Source organism: Pseudomonas sp. IT-P258 (genome assembly GCF_949767825.1).
GTDB lineage: Bacteria > Pseudomonadota > Gammaproteobacteria > Pseudomonadales > Pseudomonadaceae > Aquipseudomonas > Aquipseudomonas monachiensis.
In genome coordinates, this window is sequence record NZ_CATKPU010000032.1 from 251,038 (window position 1) to 271,351 (window position 20,314).

Below are 20,314 nucleotides of genomic sequence, written 5' to 3' on the forward strand. Positions count from 1 at the left end.
CGTTACGAAGCGTTGTACCGTCACCCGATCCCCACCTGATTACGCCCATTGTTCTTCGCCGAATACAGCCCCTTGTCCGCCGCCAGGATCAGGTCGCGGCAGTTGCTGCCCGCTTTCGGCGTGATGGTCGACAGGCCGATGCTGATGGTCAGGCTCGAACCTTCGGTGGGCGAGTTATGCGGGATCTTCAGGGCCGCCACGGTCTGGCGCAGCTTCTCGGCCACCAGTCGGGCTCCGCCCTGGGAGGTATTGGGCAGCACCAGGGCGAACTCTTCGCCGCCGTAGCGGGCCGGCAGGTCCGAAGGTCGGGCACTGGCATCCTTGATCGCCGCGGCGACCTTGCGCAGGGCTTCATCGCCTTCCAGATGACCGAAGCTGTCGTTGTAGGCCTTGAAATAGTCCACGTCGATCATCAGCAACGACAACTGGCTCTGCTCACGCAACGAACGGCGCCACTCCAGTTCCATGTATTCGTCGAAGTGCCGACGGTTCGACAACCCCGTCAGGCCATCGGAGTTCATCAGGCGTTGCAGCACCAGGTTGGTGTCGAGCAGTTGTTGCTGGCTGACCCGCAACGCGCGGTACGCCGCGTCCCGTTGCAGCAGGGTCATGTAGGAGCGCGAGTGATAGCGGATGCGCGCGACCAGTTCGATGTTGTCCGGCAGCTTGACCAGATAATCGTTGGCCCCGGCGGCAAAGGCCGCGCTCTTGATCAACGGGTCTTCCTTGGTCGACAGGACAATGATCGGAATATCCTTGGTCGCCGGGTGATTGCGGTACTCGCGCACCAGGCTCAGGCCGTCGAGGCCGGGCATGACCAGATCCTGCAGGATCACAGTCGGCTTGATGCGCACCGCGTGGGCAATGGCCTGGTGCGGGTCGGCGCAGAAGTGAAAATCGATGTTCTCTTCGTTCGACAGGCCGCGACGCACGGCTTCGCCGATCATGGCCTGATCGTCCACCAGCAACACCATGGCGGCGTTTTCGTCGGTCTTGAAGTCGTCGAGCTGTAATTCAGTCATGTGCGGTCACCTGAGTACTACCTGAGCCAGGAATGAGGGAAAAGGTGCTCATTTGGCGAAAATCTCCAGCAATCGTGGCGCTATCTTGTCCAGCGGGCGAATCTCCACGGCAGCGTCGATGGCGGCGGCCGCCTTCGGCATGCCGTACACCGCACTGCTGCCCTGGTCTTGTGCGATGGTCAGGTAGCCCTGTTGGCGCATGAGTTTAAGCCCTTGGGCGCCATCACGCCCCATGCCGGTGAGCAAAACCCCCACGGCATCGCCATTCCAGTAACTGGCCACGCTCTCGAAGAACACATCGATGGATGGCCGGTAGATCTCGTTGACCGGTTCGGCGGTGTAGGCCAGCGTGCCGTTTTTCAGCAAACGAATATGGTGATTGGTGCCGGCCAACAGTACCGTGCCGCTTTGCGGCGGCTCGCCTTCCTGGGCCAGGCGCACGTCGAGGCCGCTGGCGCTGCCGAGCCATTCAGCCATGCCGGCGGCAAACACCTGGTCAACATGCTGCACGAGCACGATCGCCGGAGAGAAATCACGCGGCAGCCCCTTGAGCAAGACCTCCAGCGCTGCCGGCCCGCCAGCGGATGAGCCAATGGCGATCAGGCTTTGGCGTGAGCCCGAGCGGTGCAATGGCGCCGTCGTCAGGCGCGGGCGATTGCCCTTGTCGCCGATCAGCCAGCTAATATTCAAGATCTTGCGCAACAACGGCGCGGCCGCTTCCTGGGCATTGCCGGCACCGACCGCCGGAGTATCGACTACGTCCAGCGCACCGTGGCCCATGGCCTCGAACACCCGGTGCACGTTCTGCTGGCGATCCACTGTGACGATGACAATGGCACAGGGGGTCTCGGCCATGATCCGCCGCGTGGCCTCGACACCGTCCATCACCGGCATGATCAGGTCCATCAGAATCAGGTCCGGGGTGTCCAGCGCGCACTGGCGCACCGCTTCGGCGCCATTGCCGGCGACCCAGACCACCTCGTGGGCCGGCTCGAATGCCAGGGCGCGGCGCAGGGCCTCCACCGCCATGGGCATGTCGTTGACGATTGCGATCCTCATGCCCGCGCTCCTCCAATGAGCTCGACCACTGCATCGAGCAAGGCGTCATCATGAAAACTGGCCTTGGCTAGATAATAGTCGGCCCCGGCATCCAGTCCACGGCGCCGGTCTTCTTCACGATCCTTGTAGGACACCACCATCACCGGCAGCGATTGCAGGCGATTGTCCCGACGCAACAGCGTGACCAGTTCGATACCGTCCATGCGCGGCATATCAATGTCGGTGATCAGCAGATCGAAATCCTCCGAACGCAGCGCGTTCCAGCCATCCATGCCGTCCACCGCAACCGCCACGTCGTAGCCGCGATTGAGCAACAGCTTGCGCTGCAACTCTCGCACGGTCAGGGAATCATCCACCACCAGAATTCGTTTGCGGGCCGCCTCGACCACCTGATTGCTGTGACGGGCAATGCGCTCCAGGCGACCGGTGTTGAGCAGCTTCTCCACTGAACGCAGCATGTCTTCGACATCGACGATCAGCACCACCGAACCGTCATCGAGCAAGGCCCCGGCGGAGATGTCCTGCACCTTGCCCAGACGCTCATCCAGCGGCAGCACCACCAAGGTCCGCTCACCGATAAACCGCTCCACGGCCACGCCGTAGATCGCATCACGCTCGCGAATCACCACGACTTTCAGGGTTTGCCCGCTGTTCTGGCTGGCCGGGCGTTGCAACAACTGACTGGCCGCCACCAGGCCGACATGCCGGCCTTCGTGCCAGAAATGCTGGCGACCTTCGACCTGCACGATATCCGCCGACTCCAGGTCGCACATGCGCTCAATGTGCGCCAGCGGGAAGGCATAGGCTTCGTCGCCGACTTCCACCACCAGGCTGCGCACCACCGACAGGGTCAGCGGCACCTCAAGGTGGAAACGACTGCCCTCGCCCGCCGTCTGCTCCAGCACCACCGCACCGCGCAACTGCCGGACCATGTGCTGCACCGCATCCAGGCCGACGCCGCGACCGGACACTTCGGTGACCGTGTCCCGCAGACTGAACCCGGGCAGGAACAGGAACGTCAGCAACTCCTCTTCGCTCAACTGCGCGGCGGTTTCCACGGGCGACAGATTTCGCTCAACGATACTGCGACGGACCTTTTCCAGATCCACGCCGTTGCCGTCATCGCTCAATTCAAGCACCAGCAAACCGGCCTGATGAGAGGCGCGCAGGCGAATCAAACCTTCAGCCGGCTTGCCCGCCAGCAATCGCTGCTCCGGGGTTTCGATGCCGTGATCGACGGCGTTGCGCAACAGGTGAGTCAGCGGCGCTTCAAGCTTTTCCAGTACGTCGCGATCGACCTGAGTCTTTTCGCCTTCAATTTCCAGGCGCACCTGCTTGCCCAGGTCGCGCCCCAGATCCCGGACCATCCGCACCTGCCCGGTCAACACATCGGCGAACGGCCGCATGCGACAAGCCAGCGCCGTGTCGTACAACACCTGCGCCCGCTGGCTGGCATGCCAGGCGAACTCGTCGAGTTCGGCATTCTTTTCCATGAGCAGTTGCTGTGATTGCGCGAGCAAACGCCGCGCATCCTCAAGGGCTTCCCGGGCCTCCAGGCTCAAGGCGTGGTCCTTGAGATGCACATTGAGATTCTCCAGTGCGCGCAGGCTGTTGCTCTGCATGCGTTTGAGTCGCTGCATGGTCGCCAGATGCGGTTTGAGCCGCAGGGTTTCCACCAGGGATTTGCTCGACAGATCGAGCAGGCTGTTCAGGCGCTCGGCGGTGACACGCAGCACACGTTCGCCGTTTTCAGTGGTGCGTTTGGTCTTGCGCGGAGCCGGCGCCGATGACGCTTCGACGGCAGGCGTCGGCGGCTCGATCCTGGGCGCGGGTGGTTCAAGCTGAAGTTCGGCCATCACCGGCGCGGCAGGCGCAACCCGCGGAGCCGCCGGGTCCAGCAACCGCGCCATCAACGCCACGTAGGCCTCGATGTCCGCAGCCTCCGGGTTGTTGTTCGGCGTGGCGATGCGCATCAGCAAATCGGTGCCTTGCAGCAACGCATCGATGTGCTCGGGGCGCAGCAACAGGCGGCCTTCCTGGGCGCTGACCAGGCAATCTTCCATCACATGGGAGACGCTGACCCCGGCGTCGACACCGACGATCCGCGCCGCGCCCTTGAGCGAGTGCGCCGCACGCATGCACGATTCAAGTTGATCGGCCTGGGTCGGATCGCGCTCAAGCGCCAGCAGGCCGGCGCTCAAGACCTGGGTCTGGGCTTCGGCCTCCAGGCTGAACAGCTCCAGCAAAGAGGCGTCGCGCATTTGCTCGGGGGTCATGTAAGGCTCCGGGTCACGGCGGACAGCAGCTGTTCTTCATCCAGCCAGCGCAGGCTGCGACCTTTGAATTGCAATACGCCACGGGTGTATTTGGCGCTGGCCTGGGTACCCGAGCGCGATGCGGCATCGAGGGTGCGCTCGTCGATGGCGTGAATCCCGTCGACTTCGTCCACCGGCACCACCACCGGTCCACCATCGGCGGCGATGATCAGCATGCGCGGCATGACCCGCGCACCGGTGGCCACGCTGCTGGCGCCGTCGAGCCCCAGCAGCTCCACCAGCGACAGGCAGGCGACCAGCGCGCCTCGCACATTCGCCACGCCAAGCAAGGCCCGGGAACGTTGATGCGGCAAAGAGTGAATCGCTTGCAGCGGCGCCACCTCGACCAGACTACGGGTCGCAAGCCCCAGCCACTCCTCACCCAGACGGAACATCAACAGCGAGCGGGTTTTTACCTCGCTCTCAACCGCGACGGACACAGTCCCGCGATCTTCCTGCAGCAATGCATAACGATCGAGCAAGCGTGTAGCGGCCGCCGAATACACCGCACAATTGCGGCAATGAATATGCTCGCTGAGCAGCGGGCAGGACTTGTCGCCGTGGATACCGATGCGGTTCCAGCAGTCATCGATGGCCTGGGCATCCCGGGTGACGCTAAAGGTGTCGGAGGCGATCATCGTTTACGCTCACTGTCGGCGGCGCGTGCGCTGCGGGCGGCACGCTCCTGCAATCGTCTGGCTCCCATCGCGTCGCCCTGGGCCTGCAGCAACCCGGCCAGGTGCATCAACGCTTCAGGATGTTGCGGTTCGAGGTACAACGCCTTGCGATAGAAACCCTGGGCTTCCAGGGTATTGCCGGCCACATCGCTGAGCAGTCCCAGCCAGTAAAAGACCTGGGCCACCGGCTCATGACTGCGCAAGTAGCTTTCACACGCTGCTCGCGCCTCGGCGCTTTTGCCTTCATCGGCCAGCACGGCGATATTGGCCAGCAGCGCGGCAGTGTCGGAGCCAGAGTTGGCAGGCGCCAGCCGCGGCGGCGCAACCTGGGCAAACGGACGGCTGCGCACTGGCGCAGGCGGTGGATTGCGCAACGGTTGCGGCACTGGCAGCGGTGCAGGAACGAATACCGGCAAGGGATCAGGGTCCGCAGTCCCCTGTCGACTGAACGCAAAGGACTGCGGGATCCCGATCGAGCGCATCCCCAAACGCCCCAGCAGACTGCCTTCGGCCGGTCCGATAAACAGCACGCCGTCAACGTGGGTCAGGCACTTGAGCACTTCGAAGACTTGCTTCTGGGTCGGCTGGTCGAAATAGATCAGCAGGTTGCGACAAAACACGAAATCGAAGGGCGGCTCACCGGCCAGCAAGGCCGGGTCCAGCAGGTTGCCGACCCGCAGGCGCACCTGCTCGAGCACCCGCTGATCGAGGCGATAGCTCTCGCCTTCGGCGATGAAATGGCGATCGCGAAACGCAATGTCGTCACCCCGGAAGGAATTCTTGCCGTACAACGCACGCCGGGCTTTTTCCACTGACAACGGGCTGACGTCCAGGCCGTCGACCTTGAACTGGTGCGGTTTGAGCCCGGCATCGAGCAACGCCATGGCGATCGAGTACGGTTCTTCGCCGGTGGAGCACGGCAGGCTGAGAATCCGCAATGCACGCAGGTTGTTGATCTTGGCCAGACGCTTGCTCGCGAGTTTAGCCAGGGTGACGAAGGACTCCGGGTAGCGAAAGAACCAGGTTTCCGGAACGATCACCGCTTCGATCAACGCCTGCTGCTCGTCCCGCGAGCCCAGCAGGGTGCGCCAATATTCATCGGCCGACACGGCTTGCGCAACGATGCTGCGCTGGCGCACCGCTCGCTCGATGATCGCCGGCCCTACCGAGGTCACGTCGAGCCCGATGGTTTCCTTGAGGAAGTCGAAAAAACGCTGGTCGCTGTTCATGGCCGCTCCTGCAGCAGTGCCGGATCCATTGGCGGCGAGGGGAACAACAAGGCGCGTACCTGATCGTCCAGCAGATCGCCGACCCGAACCCATTGCAACAAGCCCTGCTCGTCCTTGCGCACCGGCCCGAGGTAAGGCGTCTGGCGATTGTCCAGGCCGTAGGGCTGAAAATCCGCCGGATCGCAGCGCAGGGTGTCGGTCGCCTGTTCGAGGATCAGCCCGAGCAGCTGCGTCTCGGCGGTTTCGTCCGGGCGATAGTTGACCAGCACCAGTCGCGTGCTGGTACGGGCCTGTGCAGGCGTGCCAAAGGTCAGTGCGCTCAAGTCGATCACCGGCACCACCGCGCCCCGATAGGCGAATACCCCGGCGACCCAGCCGGGAGCATGGGGAATTGGCTTTAACGGCAGGCGCGGCAGCACTTCAGCCACTTCGACAGCCTTCAAGGCATAGCGCTCGTTGCCGATGCGAAACACCAGAAACAAGGCATGCAGCGCCTGCTTCACGGCAGAGCGTTTGGCCGTGATTTCGCTCATCAGACTTTGAATCGCGAAACGCCGCTGCGCAGCCCGACGGCCACCTGGCTCAGCTCATCGATGGCGAAACTGGCCTGGCGCAGAGACTCGACGGTCTGACTGCTGGCATCACCCAACTGCACCAGCGCGTGGTTGATCTGCTCGGCACCGGTGGCCTGGGCCTGCATGCCCTCATTGACCATCAGCACCCGCGGCGCCAGCGCCTGGACCTGATGGATGATCTGCGACAACTGCTCGCCGACCTGCTGCACCTCGGACATGCCACGACGCACTTCCTCGGAAAACTTGTCCATGCCCATGACCCCGGCCGATACCGCCGACTGGATCTCGCGCACCATTTGCTCGATGTCGTAGGTGGCCACGGCCGTCTGGTCCGCCAGGCGCCGCACTTCGGTGGCGACCACGGCAAAGCCGCGTCCGTATTCCCCGGCCTTCTCGGCCTCGATGGCGGCGTTGAGCGACAGCAGGTTGGTCTGGTCGGCGACCTTGACGATGGTCACCACCACCTGATTGATGTTGCCGGCCTTCTCGTTGAGGATCGCCAGCTTGGCGTTGACCAGATCGGCCGCGCCCATCACCGAGTGCATGGTTTCTTCCATGCGCGCCAGACCTTGCTGACCGGAACCGGCAGCCACGGAAGCCTGGTCGGCGGCGGTGGAGACCTCGGTCATGGTGCGCACCAGATCCCGGGAAGTGGCCGCGATCTCACGGGAGGTCGCGCCGATTTCCGTGGTGGTGGCGGCGGTTTCGGTGGCTGTGGCTTGTTGCTGCTTGGACGTCGCGGCGATCTCGGTCACCGAGGTGGTCACCTGCACCGACGAACGCTGGGCCTGGGACACCAGAGAAGTGAGCTCGGTCATCATGTCGTTGAACCCGGTCTCTACCGCGCCGAACTCGTCCTTGCGCTCCAGGTTCAGACGGCTGCTGAGGTCGCCAGTGCGCATGATTTCGAGGATTTTCACGATGCGGTTCATCGGCGCCATGATGGCGCGCATCAGCAACAGGCCGCAGAGACCGGCGGCCAGCACCGCGATCACCAGGGAAATGCCCATGATGACTTTGGCGGTGACCACCGCATCATCAATGGCCGCGATTTCTGTGTCCGCCACGGTCTTGTTATGACGCAGGATGTCATTGACCTTCATTCGACCCGCTGCCCAGGTCGGGGTCAGTTCACTGTTGAACATGTTGACGGCCGCGGCGCTCTGGTTGCGTTTATGCAACTCGATCACCGCGGCCAGAATCCGGTGGTAGTCGTCATGAAGTTTTTCGAACGCTGCGAAATCGACCCTGTCTTCTTCGTCGCCCATCGTTGCACGGTAGAGGTCCATCTGCTCTTTCAACCGATCAGCGAAGCCCTTGAAGTTCGCGGCATCCTCGGCAGTGAAACTCTGCCCCTCCTCCAGGCCGAGAATGGCCTGAATGCGCACATAACTGTCGGACCACGCGCCACGAATCATCGAACTGTAATACAACCCTGGCAGAGCGTCCTCACGCACGCTGGCCTCGCTGTTTTCGATCGTCAACAGCCGGGAGTACGAGACGACCACCATCAACAACATGATGGCGATAATTACCGCAAAGCTCGCCAAAATGCGTTGGCGTAACGTCCAGTTCTTCACAGTCATTCCTCGGGGCCGATTCGAAATGCGGGGAGTATAGCCGAGGGCGGTGTTTCATTTATAAGACGGATGCGCAGCGCTTCTCATCCCGTCAAAAAAAGGCGGGACGGGTACCAGGGTGATTGGGCAGAAAAGGGGCGGTGGTGTGGCTGAAAACGCCATCGCGAGCAGGCTCGCTCCCATATTCAATCTCTGGTGTATGCAGAATCTGCGATCACTGAAGACTTGATGTGGGAAGCAAGCCTGCTCGCGAATGCAGCCTGAAGGTTTACAGGGAGGCCTGGCGAACCTGCTTTTCCAGCTCGGCCTTCAACCCCGGCTCCAGCTTGAGCTGCCGCGCCAGCTCGTCGAGGTAAGCCTTCTCCATGAAGTTTTCCTCGTCCACCATCATCACGCTGGCGATGTACATCTCGGCGGCGATTTCCGGAGAGAGGGCGGCGCGGGCGACATCGCTCGGGTCCAGCGGCTTGTTGAGCTCGGCGTGCAGCCAGTGTTGCAGTTCCCGGTCGCTGTCGAGCCGGGTGAATTCGCCTTCGATCAAGGCGCGCTCACGTGCATCGACATGACCGTCAGCCTTGGCCGCGGCCACCAGCGCCTTGAGAATCGCCTGACTGTGCAGCTCGACTTGCGCGGCCGGTACGCGGTCCAGGGTTTGCGGCTCCGTAGCGGCTGCACCGCCCTGCTGCGCCTGCCAGTTACCGTAGGCTTTATAAGCCAGCACGCCCAGCGCGGCGAGACCACCGTAGACCGCGACCTTGCCCCCGACTTTACGGGCCTTTTTGCTGCCGAGCAGCAAACCCATTGCACCTGCCGCCAATGCCCCGCCACTCGCACCGGAGAGCAAACCGCCGAGGGCGCTGGTGCCACCGCTCGCGCCCTTTTGCTGCGGGCTGCCGGCCTTGTTCTGCAACAGGTCCTGGCCGGACTTGAGTAGTTGATCGAGCAATCCACGGGTGTTCATTTACCGCCTCCAAAAGACGTTTAACCTGAAACCAAGACCACCAGCCTAAAACGAAAGTGCCCCCGCCCCATGGGCGAGAGTGCTTCCAGATGTTGCATGCCTCAGCGCCCATTGCCGCTTGCGACGGCCTATCAAAAAAAAAGATATACACTCTCGCCAATCGATAAAAACAGCCCACCGGGTGCTTTCCCATGATGACCTTGCGTCAGATCCGTCACTTCATCGCCGTGGCCGAGACCGGCTCGATCTCGGCCGCCGCGCAAACCGCATTCATTTCCCAGTCAACCCTGACCCTGGCGATCCAGCAACTGGAGGAGGAAATCGGCGTCAGCCTGTTCAGCCGCCACGCCAAGGGCATGACCCTGACCCACCAGGGGCATCAGTTCCTGCGTCAGGCGCACTTGATCCTGGCCACGGTGGATAACGCCAAGCGCAGCCTGCAACAGAGCACCGACCAGGTTGCCGGGCAACTGATCGTCGGCGTGACCAGCCTGGTGGCCGGTTATTACCTGGCGGATCTGCTCACCCGTTTCCAGCGCGCCTACCCCAACGTGGAAATCCGCGTGATGGAAGACGAGCGCCCGTACATCGAGCATTTGCTGGTCAGCGGCGAGATCGATGTCGGCGTGTTGATCCTCTCCAACCTCGAAGACCGCCACGCCCTGCAGACCGAAGTCCTGACCCACTCGCCGCACCGGCTATGGCTGCCGGCCCAGCACCCGCTGCTCGAACACGACAGCATCAACCTCGCCGACGTGGCCCGCGAGCCATTGATTCAACTGAACGTCGATGAAATGGACCGTAACGCCCAACGCATGTGGTCGGCCGCCTCCCTGCAACCGCGCATCACCCTGCGCACGGCCTCCACCGAAGCGGTGCGAAGCCTGGTGGCCGCCGGTTTGGGCGTGTCGATCCAGCCTGACATGACCTATCGCCCGTGGTCACTGGAGGGCGACATCATCGAAGCGCGACCGATCGCCGACCTCAGCCAGACCCTGGATGTCGGCCTGGCCTGGCGTCGCGGCACCGCGCGACCGGCGCTGGTGGACCCGTTCCTGACGGTCGCCCGCGAACAACCCCACGGCGGGCGCAAGCCATCTATTTAATCGAACGCCACCTTCAGTATTTAGTATTTGTTGTCCTCGGGCCCGCGAACTAGTCTTGTGCATCTAATAAAGACGGCCGGGCCCCAGTTACAGGGAGCGCTGCCATGTCTACACAACAAGCCACACAAAAAACGAGAACCCGAAAAATGGCTGGCGCGCAGACCCCGTTGTTCACCGCATTGTTGATCGATGGTGAATTGGTTGCCGGTCAAGGCTGCGTCGAGCCGATTCTCAACCCCGCCACCGGGGAAGTCCTGACCCGGATCGCCGAAGCCAGCACCGAGCAAGTCGAAGCCGCGATCCTCGCCGCCCACCGTGCCTTTGCCGGTTGGTCACGGACCACGCCGCAGCAGCGTTCGAACCTGCTGCTGGAAATCGCCAACACCATCGAAAAAAACGCCGACCTGTTGGCCCGCCTCGAATCCATGAACTGTGGCAAGCCGCTGCACCTGGCCCGTCAGGACGACTTGAGTGCCACGGTCGACGTGTTCCGTTTCTTCGCCGGTGCCGTGCGTTGCCAGACCGGCCAGCTCAGCGGCGAATACCTGCCGGGGTACACCAGCATGGTCCGGCGCGATCCTATCGGGGTCGTGGCGTCGATTGCGCCGTGGAACTACCCGATCATGATGGCCGCGTGGAAAATCGCCCCGGCCCTCGCCGCGGGCAACACCCTGGTGTTCAAGCCATCGGAACACACGCCGCTGTCGATCCTGGCCCTGGCCCCGGCACTGGCCGAGATCCTGCCACGGGGAGTGATCAACATCGTTTGCGGTGGCGGCGAAGGCGTCGGCAGCCATCTGGTGAGCCATCCAAAGATCCGCATGGTGTCGCTGACGGGCGATATCGTCACCGGCCAGAAGATTCTGCAGGCCGCGTCGAAGACACTCAAACGCACCCACCTCGAACTCGGCGGCAAGGCTCCGGTGATCGTCTGCAACGATGCCGACATTCAGGCCGTGGTCGAAGGCGTGCGCACCTACGGCTACTACAACGCCGGCCAGGATTGCACCGCCGCTTGCCGCATTTATGCCCAGGCCGGGATTCATGACCGCCTGGTGGCCGAGCTCGGTGCGGCCGTCAGCAGCCTGCGTTTCGCCGGCAAGCGCGATGCCGACAACGAAATCGGCCCGCTGATCAGCACCCGCCAGCGTGACCGCGTGGCCAGTTTTGTCGAGCGTGCCTTGGGCCAGCCGCACATCGAGCGGGTGACCGGCGCGGCGGTGCACTCCGGTGCCGGCTTCTATTACCAGCCGACCCTGCTCGCCGGCTGCAAGCAAAGTGACGAGATCGTCCAGCGCGAAGTGTTCGGGCCGGTGGTCACCGTGACCCGCTTCGATGAGCTGGAACAAGCGGTGGACTGGGCCAACGATTCGGAATACGGCCTGGCCTCCTCGGTCTGGACCCAAAACCTCGACAAGGCCATGCAGGTCGCGGCGCGCTTGCAGTACGGCTGCACCTGGATCAACAGCCACTTCATGCTGGTCAGCGAAATGCCCCATGGCGGCCTGAAACGTTCGGGCTACGGCAAAGACCTGTCCAGCGATTCGCTTCAGGACTACAGCGTGGTGCGGCACATCATGGCCCGCCATGGCGAGCATCTCTGACTACGCTAATAACAAGCCACCAACGGCATGCTTCACCACGTTCACAACTGCCCCGACCATAATTTGAAGAAGAGGGAATTCCCATGTTCGTGCACAAGACCGCACTGCTCAGTGCAATCACTACCGCGCTGCTGGCCAGCGCCAGTGTCCAGGCCGCCGAGCCGCTCAAAGCTGTCGGGGCGGGCGAAGGCCAACTGGATATTGTGGCCTGGCCCGGCTACATCGAACGTGGCGAGAGCGACAAGGCCTACGACTGGGTGACCGGTTTCGAGAAGGAGACCGGCTGCAAGGTCAACGTCAAGACGGCGGCCACCTCCGATGAAATGGTCAGCCTGATGGCCAAGGGCGGTTACGACCTGGTGACCGCATCCGGCGACGCGTCCCTGCGCCTGATTGTCGGCAAGCGTGTGCAGCCGATCAACACCGCGTTGATCCCGAACTGGAAGAATCTCGACCCGCGCCTCAAAGATGCACCGTGGTACGTTGTCAACAAGCAGACCTACGGCACCCCGTACCAGTGGGGCCCGAACGTGCTGATGTACAACACCAACGTGTTCAAGTCCGCGCCCACCAGCTGGGGCGTGTTGTTCAACGCGCAAAACCTGCCGGACGGCAAGCCGAACAAGGGCCGCGTACAGGCCTATGACGGCCCGATCTATATCGCCGACGCGGCGCTGTACCTCAAATCGGCCAAACCGGAACTGGGTATCCAGAACCCCTACGAACTGACCGAAGCCCAGTACAAGGCCGTGCTCGATCTGCTGCGCGCCCAGCAGCCGCTGATCCACCGCTACTGGCACGACACCACTGTGCAAATGAGCGACTTCAAGAACGAAGGCGTGGTCGCCTCCGGTGCCTGGCCGTATCAGGTCAACGGCCTGATCAACGAGAAGCAGCCAATCGCCTCGACCATCCCGAAAGAAGGGGCCACCGGGTGGGCCGACACCACCATGTTGCACGCCGAAGCCAAGCACCCCAACTGCGCCTACAAGTGGATGGACTGGTCGCTGCAACCGAAAGTCCAGGGTGACGTAGCGGCCTGGTTCGGCTCGTTGCCAGCGGTGCCGGCGGCGTGCCAGGGCAGTGAGTTGCTCGGTGCCGAAGGCTGCAAGACCAACGGTTTCGACCAGTTCGACAAGATCGCCTTCTGGAAAACCCCGCAGGCTGAAGGCGGCAAATTCGTGCCGTACAGCCGCTGGACCCAGGATTACATCGCGATCATGGGCGGTCGTTGATCCCCTGACCAGATCAAAAGATCGCAGCCTTCGGCAGCTCCTACGCCGATCGCATGCACCGCAAATGTGGCGCCCTATGCAAAATCTGTAGGAGCTGCCGCAGGCTGTGATCTTTTCACAGCACACTCGATTCCGTTGAAAGAAAGCGCGCCTTTTGGGAGCACCGCACCATGACGCTTGCAGTCCAGTTCACCAACGTCTCCCGTCAATTCGGCGAAGTGAAAGCCGTAGACCGGGTTTCCATCGACATCCAGGACGGCGAGTTTTTTTCAATGCTGGGGCCGTCCGGCTCGGGCAAGACCACCTGTTTGCGCCTGATCGCCGGTTTTGAACAACCGAGCGCAGGCTCCATCCGCATTCATGGCGAAGAGGCCGCCGGCCTGCCGCCGTACCAGCGCGACGTGAACACCGTGTTCCAGGATTACGCGCTGTTCCCGCACATGAACGTGCGCGACAACGTCGCCTACGGCTTGAAAGTCAAAGGCATCGGCAAGGTCGAGCGCCTCAAGCGTGCCGAAGAGTCCCTGGAGATGGTCGCCCTCGGCGGCTACGGCGAGCGCAAGCCGGCGCAGCTCTCCGGCGGTCAGCGCCAGCGTGTGGCCCTGGCCCGCGCCTTGGTCAACCGTCCACGGGTGCTGCTGCTCGACGAACCCCTCGGCGCCCTCGACCTGAAGTTGCGCGAGCAAATGCAGGGCGAGTTGAAGAAGCTGCAACGCCAGCTCGGCATCACCTTCATCTTCGTCACCCACGACCAGACCGAAGCGCTGTCGATGTCCGATCGCGTGGCCGTGTTCAACAAGGGCCGCATCGAACAAGTCGATAGCCCGCGCAACCTGTACATGAAACCGGCCACCACCTTCGTGGCGGAATTCGTTGGTACCTCCAACGTGATTCGCGGCGACCTGGCCAAGCAACTCAGTGGCAATCCGCAGCCATTTTCGATTCGCCCGGAACACGTGCGCTTCGCCGAAGGCCCGCTGGCCAGCCACGAGATCGAAGTCAGCGGTTTGCTCCACGACATCCAGTACCAGGGCAGCGCCACCCGCTACGAACTGAAACTGGAAAACGGCCAGACCCTGAACATCAGCCAGGCCAACAATCAGTGGATCGACAGCAGCGCGCAACATCAGACTGGCCAGCGTCTGAGCGCACGCTGGGCGCGGGAAGCCATGGTCCAGTTGCACGACACCCTTGCAGGCGGGGTGTGAGATGAGCACCTTGGCTATTTCACAATCCTCGTCGGGCGGCTCGCCGTTGCGCAGGTTTTCCAACCTGTTGTATCGCCGGCCGAACCTGTACCTGTCGATGCTGCTGGTGCCGCCGTTGCTGTGGTTCGGCGCGATCTACCTGGGCTCGTTGCTGACGCTGCTGTGGCAAGGCTTCTACACTTTCGACGACTTCACCATGGCGGTCACCCCCGACCTGACCCTGGCCAACTTCACCGCACTGTTCCAGCCTTCGAACTTCGACATCATCCTGCGCACCCTGAGCATGGCCATCGTCGTGTCGATCGCCAGCGCCATCGTCGCGTTCCCGATTGCCTACTACATGGCGCGCTACACCACCGGCAAGACCAAGGCGTTTTTCTACATCGCGGTGATGATGCCGATGTGGGCCAGTTACATCGTCAAGGCCTACGCCTGGACACTGCTGCTGGCCAAGGGCGGCGTGGCGCAGTGGTTCGTGCAGCATCTGGGGCTGGAACCGGTCCTGCAGTTCGTTCTGGGGATTCCGGGGGTGGGCGGCAGCACCTTGTCGACCTCGCACCTGGGGCGCTTCATGGTGTTCGTCTACATCTGGCTGCCGTTCATGATCCTGCCGATCCAGGCCTCGCTGGAACGCCTGCCGCCTTCGTTGCTGCAAGCGTCGGCCGACCTCGGCGCCAAGCCGCGCCAGACCTTCATGCAAGTGATTCTGCCGCTGTCGATCCCGGGCATTGCCGCCGGTTCGATCTTTACCTTCTCGCTGACCCTGGGCGACTTCATCGTGCCGCAACTGGTGGGCCCGCCCGGCTACTTCGTCGGCAGCATGGTGTACGCCCAGCAAGGCGCGATCGGCAACATGCCAATGGCCGCTGCCTTCACCCTGGTGCCGATCGTACTGATCGCCATCTACCTGTCCATCGTCAAACGACTGGGGGCCTTCGATGCGCTCTGACTCTTCATCTCAAGGGCAGGCATCCCTCGGGCTACGCATAGCGGCCTGGGGCGGGCTGGTGTTCCTGCACTTCCCGATCCTGATCATCTTCCTGTACGCCTTCAACACCGAAGACGCGGCGTTCAGCTTTCCGCCCAAGGGTTTCACTTGGAAGTGGATCGGCGTGGCGTTCTCGCGGCCAGATGTACTGGAAGCGATCAAGCTGTCGTTGCAGATCGCCTCGATTGCCACGCTGATCGCCATGGTCCTCGGCACATTGGCTTCGGCCGCGCTGTATCGCCGGGACTTCTTCGGCAAGCAAGGCATCTCGCTGATGCTGATCCTGCCGATCGCCCTGCCGGGGATCATCACCGGGATCGCGTTGCTGGCGACCTTCAAGACACTGGGAATCGAACCGGGGATGTTCACCATCATCGTCGGCCACGCGACCTTCTGCGTGGTGATCGTCTACAACAACGTCATCGCTCGCTTGCGCCGCACTTCCCACAGTTTGATCGAGGCCTCGATGGACCTCGGCGCCGACGGCTGGCAGACCTTCCGCTACATCATCCTGCCGAACCTTGGTTCGGCGCTGCTGGCCGGCGGCATGCTGGCGTTTGCCCTGTCGTTCGACGAAATCATTGTCACCACCTTCACCGCCGGCCATGAACGCACCCTGCCGCTGTGGCTACTCAACCAGCTCAGCCGCCCACGGGACGTGCCGGTGACCAACGTCGTGGCGATGCTGGTGATGATCGTGACCATGCTGCCGATTCTTGGTGCCTATTACCTGACCCGGGGTGGTGAAAGCGTTGCGGGCAGTGGAGGCAAGTAACCGACACCCCATTACGGTTTCTACAGAGAAAAATAATTGCTTCGAAGAGGACACGTGCCATGCAAACCAAACTCTTGATCAACGGCCAATTGCTCAACGGCGAAGGCCCCGCCCAACCCGTATTCAACCCGGCCCTGGGTCGTGTACTGGTGGAAATCAACGAAGCCAGCGAAGCCCAGGTCGATGCCGCCGTACGCGCCGCCGACGCCGCGTTCGACAGCTGGTCGCATACCCCGCCGAAAGAGCGCTCGCTGCTGCTGCTCAAACTGGCCGATGTCATCGAAGCCCACGGCGAAGAGCTGGCGAAACTGGAATCGGACAACTGCGGCAAGCCTTACAGCGCTGCGCTGAACGACGAGATCCCGGCGATTGCCGACGTGTTCCGCTTCTTCGCTGGCGCCAGCCGCTGCATGAGCGGTTCAGCCGGTGGCGAGTACCTGCCGGGGCACACCTCGATGATCCGCCGCGACCCGGTGGGCGTGATCGCTTCCATCGCACCGTGGAACTACCCGCTGATGATGGTCGCCTGGAAAATCGCCCCGGCCTTGGCCGCCGGTAATACTGTGGTGCTCAAGCCGTCGGAACAAACCCCGCTGACTGCCCTGCGCCTGGCCGAGCTCGCGTCGGAGATCTTCCCGGCCGGTGTACTCAACCTGGTGTTCGGCCGTGGTCCTACGGTCGGTAGCCCGCTGGTGACCCACCCGAAAGTGCGCATGGTGTCGTTGACCGGTTCGATTGCCACCGGCTCGAACATCATTTCCAGCACCGCCGACAGCGTCAAGCGCATGCACATGGAATTGGGCGGCAAGGCCCCGGTGATCATCTTCGACGACGCCGACATCGATGCCGCCGTCGAAGGCATCCGCACCTTCGGTTTCTACAACGCAGGGCAAGACTGCACCGCTGCCTGCCGCATCTATGCCCAGGAAGGCATCTACGACAAGTTCGTGGAAAAACTCGGCGCCGCCGTCAGCAGTATCAAGTACGGCTTGCAGGATGATCCATCGACCGAGCTCGGCCCGCTGATCACCGCGCAACACCGCGACCGCGTGACCGGTTTCGTCGAACGCGCCATCGCCCAGCCGCACATTCGCTTGATCACTGGCGGCAAGGCGGTTGAGGGCAACGGCTACTTCTTCGAACCGACGGTACTGGCCGATGCGCAGCAGGACGACGAAATCGTGCGCCGCGAAGTGTTCGGGCCGGTGGTCTCGGTGACCAGGTTCAGCGATGAAACGCAGGTGCTGGGCTGGGCCAACGATTCGGACTACGGCCTGGCCTCTTCCGTGTGGACCGCCGACGTCGGCCGCGCCCATCGCCTGTCGGCTCGCCTGCAGTACGGCTGCACCTGGGTCAACACGCACTTCATGCTCGTCAGCGAAATGCCCCACGGCGGTCAGAAACTGTCCGGCTATGGCAAGGACATGTCCATGTACGGGCTGGAGGACTACACCGTTGTGCGGCATGTGATGTTCAAGCACTAACCGCGAAAAGATCGCAGCCTGCGGCTGCTCCTACAAAGAGCGCCGTACACCCTGTAGGAGCTGCCGCAGGCTGCGATCTTTTCAGCAGACACACGGATGATGTCAGCGATTTACACCAAGGATTCACCGCAACTCAAAAAAACAATAACCACCGATCCGGGCGGCGCCCTCAAGGCCCCGCCACGGTTTCGGACATCCGAAATCTGCCGATTTTCCGGAGCAATCACACATGAGTGCATCACCCGATCTCTCTGCAGCCCTTGCCGACAGCGATGCCGAGCAACTGCGCAAACTCGGTTACACCTCCAACTTCAATCGCAGCATGAGCCTGTGGGAAAACTTTGCCCTGGGCTTCACCTACCTGTCCCCGGTGGTCGGGGTGTATACCCTGTTCGGCCTGTGCCTGGCCGCAGGCGGGCCACCGATGTTCTGGGCTTACTTGCTGGTCGGTTGCGGCCAACTGCTGGTGTGCCTGATCTTCGGCGAAGTGGTTTCGCAGTTCCCGATTTCCGGTGGCGTATACCCCTGGGCTCGCCGCTTGGTGGGCAAACGCTGGGCGTGGATGGTCGGCTGGATCTACTCCATCGCCCTGTGCGTAACCATCGCCGCCGTTGCGGTCGGTGCCGGTCCGTACCTCGCCGCCATGATGGGTTTTGAACCGAGCAACAACACCAACATCATCATCGCCCTGTTCCTGACGCTGTTCGCCACTTTGGTCAACCTCAGCGGCACCAAAGTGCTGGCGCGCATTGCCATGTTCGGCTTCCTGTGCGAGCTGGTGGGCGCGGTGATCGTCGGCGTTTACTTGCTGATCTTCGAGCGTCATCAATCCATCAGCGTGTTGTTCAACACCTTCGATATCAGCGTCGACGGCTCGTACCTGCCGGCGTTCCTCACCGCGTCGCTGGCGGGGATGTTCCTGTATTACGGCTTCGAGGCTTGCGGCGACGTGGCCGAAGAAACCCCGAACCCAAGCAAGAAAATCCCGGTGGCCATGCGCATGACCATCTACATCGGCGGCATCGCGGCGATGTTCGCCTGCCTGGCGCTGATCCTGGCCGTGCCGGACATGCAAGCGGTGATCAACGGCACCGACAAGGACCCGGTCACCACCATCCTCAACAACGCCTTCGGCCCGATCGGTTCGAAAGTGGTGATGGGCGTGGTGATGATTTCCTTCATCTCCTGCGTCATCAGCCTGCAAGCAGCGGCCAGTCGCCTGCTGTATTCATACGCCCGTGATGAAATGGTCATCGGCAGCCGACTGCTGAAGAAGATTTCCCCTACAACACAGGTTCCTGTCGCGGCCCTGTTCGTCTCCGGTGTCCTGCCGGCGCTGATCATCATCCTCGGCTTCTTCCTGCAGGACGCGGTCGCCACCATTGTCAGCTTCGCGGCCATCGGCATCTACCTGGCGTTCCAGATGATCGTGCTCGCGGCCCTGTACGCCCGCATGAAAGGCTGGAAACCGAGCGGCAAATTCACCCTCGGCGCCTGGGGCTGGGCGGTGAACATCGGCGCGCTGGTCTACGGCGTCGGCGCCATCATCAACATGGCCTGGCCACGCACCCCGGATGCCGCGTGGTACATCAACTACGCGATGGTGCTGAGTACCGCCATCGTGATTGGTCTGGGCCTGCTCTACATGTGGTTCGCCAAGCCGTATGACCATGGCATGGCGCCTGCTGGGGATGCCTGGAAAGTCAGCCGGTAACGGCATTCGCCCCGGTGCCGTCGTGGTACCGGGGTGATCTAAAAAACCAACAAGGATTGAATATGGATATCACCCCGACGGGGGTTGAGTCGGTTAACCCCATCTCGTTGCGTTAGCATCTGGCAACACATCCCTCTCTCTCGTTCGTGTTCGCCGCACTAGAGTTTCGTGCAACCCATGCACGCCTGCGGTTGACGAAAACCCTGGCTCGGCCTAGGGTGTTTACGTCGTTTACAGCGTATACACCTTAGGAGAGCCATCATGGCCTCACCCGTTTTGTCTTTTCGCGTCGAAGAACAATTGGCACAGCAGCTGGATTTATTGGCTGCGGCGACCGACAGAGATCGTCAGTACCATCTCAAGCGTGCATTGGTTCGATATGTGGAAGCCGAGTCCTGGCATCTGCAAGCCATCAGTGACGGCATCGCCGATGCCGACGCAGGGAAACTCACCGATCTGGATGCCGTGAAGGCTAAGTGGGCAAAACGTGCCGAGCGTAGTACTGACTGAAAAAGCCGATAGCGATCTCGATGCCATCCACGAACACTACCGAAAGGTAGTTGGCGCAAAAGCCGCTCTCGAAATCATTTCCACGATGCTGCAATCCTTTGAACTGTTGGAACAGTTTCCCGGCTCGGGCAGGCCTTCAGGCATGCCCGATGTCCGAGAGTTGGTACTTGGCCGTTTTCCCTTTATCGCCCCTTACCGATTTTCCCAAGGCCAGGTACAAGTTCTGCGCGTGCTGCATCAGCGATCCGAGCGTTCCCAGGATTGGTAGATGA

18 protein-coding genes are annotated in these 20,314 nt (G+C 62.1%); 10 read left to right on the plus strand and 8 right to left on the minus strand.

The window, feature by feature from the left end:
• Window positions 1–20: 20 nt before the first annotated feature.
• From ACM6G4_RS13775 to ACM6G4_RS13810, 8 genes are all read right to left on the minus strand, one after another.
• Window positions 21–1,022 (minus strand): response regulator, encoded by a 1,002-nt coding sequence (locus ACM6G4_RS13775; protein WP_223542175.1) that lies wholly within the window; start codon window positions 1,020–1,022, stop codon window positions 21–23.
• Between the two features lie 48 nt (window positions 1,023–1,070).
• Window positions 1,071–2,081 carry a chemotaxis response regulator protein-glutamate methylesterase gene (locus tag ACM6G4_RS13780; RefSeq protein WP_223542176.1) on the minus strand — a complete coding sequence of 337 codons (1,011 nt, stop codon included), beginning with the start codon at window positions 2,079–2,081 and terminating at the stop codon, window positions 1,071–1,073.
• Complete coding sequence (locus ACM6G4_RS13785) at window positions 2,078–4,357, minus strand: hybrid sensor histidine kinase/response regulator (RefSeq protein WP_414913892.1); 2,280 nt, start codon at window positions 4,355–4,357, stop codon at window positions 2,078–2,080. Before ACM6G4_RS13785 ends, ACM6G4_RS13780 begins: the two co-directional genes overlap by 4 nt.
• Window positions 4,354–5,034, minus strand: coding sequence for a chemotaxis protein CheW (locus ACM6G4_RS13790; RefSeq protein WP_414913893.1), 681 nt, complete (start codon window positions 5,032–5,034; stop codon window positions 4,354–4,356). Before ACM6G4_RS13790 ends, ACM6G4_RS13785 begins: the two co-directional genes overlap by 4 nt.
• Window positions 5,031–6,302, minus strand: a complete 1,272-nt coding sequence (locus ACM6G4_RS13795) for a CheR family methyltransferase (RefSeq protein ID WP_414913894.1) — start codon at window positions 6,300–6,302, stop codon at window positions 5,031–5,033. Before ACM6G4_RS13795 ends, ACM6G4_RS13790 begins: the two co-directional genes overlap by 4 nt.
• A complete protein-coding gene (locus tag ACM6G4_RS13800; protein WP_414913895.1) occupies window positions 6,299–6,835 on the minus strand; it encodes a chemotaxis protein CheW in 537 nt (178 codons plus the stop codon). Before ACM6G4_RS13800 ends, ACM6G4_RS13795 begins: the two co-directional genes overlap by 4 nt.
• Window positions 6,835–8,457 (minus strand): methyl-accepting chemotaxis protein, encoded by a 1,623-nt coding sequence (locus ACM6G4_RS13805; RefSeq protein ID WP_056721061.1) that lies wholly within the window; start codon window positions 8,455–8,457, stop codon window positions 6,835–6,837. The genes ACM6G4_RS13800 and ACM6G4_RS13805 overlap by 1 nt, the downstream gene beginning before the upstream one ends.
• A gap of 268 nt (window positions 8,458–8,725) precedes the next feature.
• Window positions 8,726–9,418: a tellurite resistance TerB family protein gene (locus ACM6G4_RS13810; protein WP_414913896.1), complete on the minus strand. Its 693-nt coding sequence runs from the start codon at window positions 9,416–9,418 to the stop codon at window positions 8,726–8,728.
• A gap of 191 nt (window positions 9,419–9,609) precedes the next feature.
• On the opposite strand from ACM6G4_RS13810, the gene ACM6G4_RS13815 reads away from it, so the two are divergent.
• The 10 genes from ACM6G4_RS13815 (at window position 9,610) to ACM6G4_RS13860 (ending at window position 20,310) form a co-directional block, all read left to right on the plus strand.
• Complete coding sequence (locus ACM6G4_RS13815; RefSeq protein ID WP_007975056.1) at window positions 9,610–10,524, plus strand: LysR family transcriptional regulator; 915 nt, start codon at window positions 9,610–9,612, stop codon at window positions 10,522–10,524.
• A gap of 146 nt (window positions 10,525–10,670) precedes the next feature.
• Window positions 10,671–12,128 (plus strand): gamma-aminobutyraldehyde dehydrogenase, encoded by a 1,458-nt coding sequence (locus tag ACM6G4_RS13820; RefSeq protein ID WP_056721067.1) that lies wholly within the window; start codon window positions 10,671–10,673, stop codon window positions 12,126–12,128.
• 83 nt (window positions 12,129–12,211) lie between these two features.
• On the plus strand, window positions 12,212–13,363 hold the full coding sequence (gene ydcS / locus ACM6G4_RS13825; RefSeq protein ID WP_223542179.1) for a putative ABC transporter substrate-binding protein YdcS: 1,152 nt from the start codon (window positions 12,212–12,214) through the stop codon (window positions 13,361–13,363).
• A gap of 170 nt (window positions 13,364–13,533) precedes the next feature.
• Window positions 13,534–14,571, plus strand: a complete 1,038-nt coding sequence (locus tag ACM6G4_RS13830) for an ABC transporter ATP-binding protein (RefSeq protein ID WP_414913897.1) — start codon at window positions 13,534–13,536, stop codon at window positions 14,569–14,571.
• A 1-nt stretch (window position 14,572) separates the two neighbouring features.
• Window positions 14,573–15,520, plus strand: coding sequence for an ABC transporter permease (locus tag ACM6G4_RS13835; RefSeq protein WP_414913898.1), 948 nt, complete (start codon window positions 14,573–14,575; stop codon window positions 15,518–15,520).
• Window positions 15,510–16,334 carry an ABC transporter permease gene (locus ACM6G4_RS13840; RefSeq protein WP_414913899.1) on the plus strand — a complete coding sequence of 275 codons (825 nt, stop codon included), beginning with the start codon at window positions 15,510–15,512 and terminating at the stop codon, window positions 16,332–16,334. The genes ACM6G4_RS13835 and ACM6G4_RS13840 overlap by 11 nt, the downstream gene beginning before the upstream one ends.
• Window positions 16,335–16,393: 59 nt before the next feature.
• Window positions 16,394–17,818: a gamma-aminobutyraldehyde dehydrogenase gene (locus ACM6G4_RS13845; RefSeq protein WP_056721081.1), complete on the plus strand. Its 1,425-nt coding sequence runs from the start codon at window positions 16,394–16,396 to the stop codon at window positions 17,816–17,818.
• Between the two features lie 229 nt (window positions 17,819–18,047).
• Window positions 18,048–19,532, plus strand: a complete 1,485-nt coding sequence (locus ACM6G4_RS13850) for an APC family permease (RefSeq protein ID WP_414913900.1) — start codon at window positions 18,048–18,050, stop codon at window positions 19,530–19,532.
• Between the two features lie 261 nt (window positions 19,533–19,793).
• Window positions 19,794–20,042, plus strand: a complete 249-nt coding sequence (locus tag ACM6G4_RS13855) for a CopG family ribbon-helix-helix protein (protein WP_056721085.1) — start codon at window positions 19,794–19,796, stop codon at window positions 20,040–20,042.
• Complete coding sequence (locus tag ACM6G4_RS13860; protein WP_082562882.1) at window positions 20,020–20,310, plus strand: type II toxin-antitoxin system RelE/ParE family toxin; 291 nt, start codon at window positions 20,020–20,022, stop codon at window positions 20,308–20,310. The genes ACM6G4_RS13855 and ACM6G4_RS13860 overlap by 23 nt, the downstream gene beginning before the upstream one ends.
• The last annotated feature ends 4 nt before the right edge of the window (window positions 20,311–20,314 follow it).

Excerpts from the sequence above, each read along its gene's own strand:
- ACM6G4_RS13775 (WP_223542175.1), bottom strand. The coding sequence starts at position 1,022 with ATGACTGAATTACAGCTCGACGACTTCAAGACCGACGAAAACGCCGCC.
- ACM6G4_RS13780 (WP_223542176.1), bottom strand. The coding sequence starts at position 2,081 with ATGAGGATCGCAATCGTCAACGACATGCCCATGGCGGTGGAGGCCCTG.
- ACM6G4_RS13785 (WP_414913892.1), bottom strand. The coding sequence starts at position 4,357 with ATGACCCCCGAGCAAATGCGCGACGCCTCTTTGCTGGAGCTGTTCAGC.
- ACM6G4_RS13790 (WP_414913893.1), bottom strand. The coding sequence starts at position 5,034 with ATGATCGCCTCCGACACCTTTAGCGTCACCCGGGATGCCCAGGCCATC.
- ACM6G4_RS13795 (WP_414913894.1), bottom strand. The coding sequence starts at position 6,302 with ATGAACAGCGACCAGCGTTTTTTCGACTTCCTCAAGGAAACCATCGGG.
- ACM6G4_RS13800 (WP_414913895.1), bottom strand. The coding sequence starts at position 6,835 with ATGAGCGAAATCACGGCCAAACGCTCTGCCGTGAAGCAGGCGCTGCAT.
- ACM6G4_RS13810 (WP_414913896.1), bottom strand. The coding sequence starts at position 9,418 with ATGAACACCCGTGGATTGCTCGATCAACTACTCAAGTCCGGCCAGGAC.
- ACM6G4_RS13815 (WP_007975056.1), top strand. The coding sequence starts at position 9,610 with ATGATGACCTTGCGTCAGATCCGTCACTTCATCGCCGTGGCCGAGACC.
- ACM6G4_RS13820 (WP_056721067.1), top strand. The coding sequence starts at position 10,671 with ATGGCTGGCGCGCAGACCCCGTTGTTCACCGCATTGTTGATCGATGGT.
- ydcS (WP_223542179.1), top strand. The coding sequence starts at position 12,212 with ATGTTCGTGCACAAGACCGCACTGCTCAGTGCAATCACTACCGCGCTG.
- ACM6G4_RS13830 (WP_414913897.1), top strand. The coding sequence starts at position 13,534 with ATGACGCTTGCAGTCCAGTTCACCAACGTCTCCCGTCAATTCGGCGAA.
- ACM6G4_RS13835 (WP_414913898.1), top strand. The coding sequence starts at position 14,573 with ATGAGCACCTTGGCTATTTCACAATCCTCGTCGGGCGGCTCGCCGTTG.
- ACM6G4_RS13840 (WP_414913899.1), top strand. The coding sequence starts at position 15,510 with ATGCGCTCTGACTCTTCATCTCAAGGGCAGGCATCCCTCGGGCTACGC.
- ACM6G4_RS13845 (WP_056721081.1), top strand. The coding sequence starts at position 16,394 with ATGCAAACCAAACTCTTGATCAACGGCCAATTGCTCAACGGCGAAGGC.
- ACM6G4_RS13850 (WP_414913900.1), top strand. The coding sequence starts at position 18,048 with ATGAGTGCATCACCCGATCTCTCTGCAGCCCTTGCCGACAGCGATGCC.
- ACM6G4_RS13855 (WP_056721085.1), top strand. The coding sequence starts at position 19,794 with ATGGCCTCACCCGTTTTGTCTTTTCGCGTCGAAGAACAATTGGCACAG.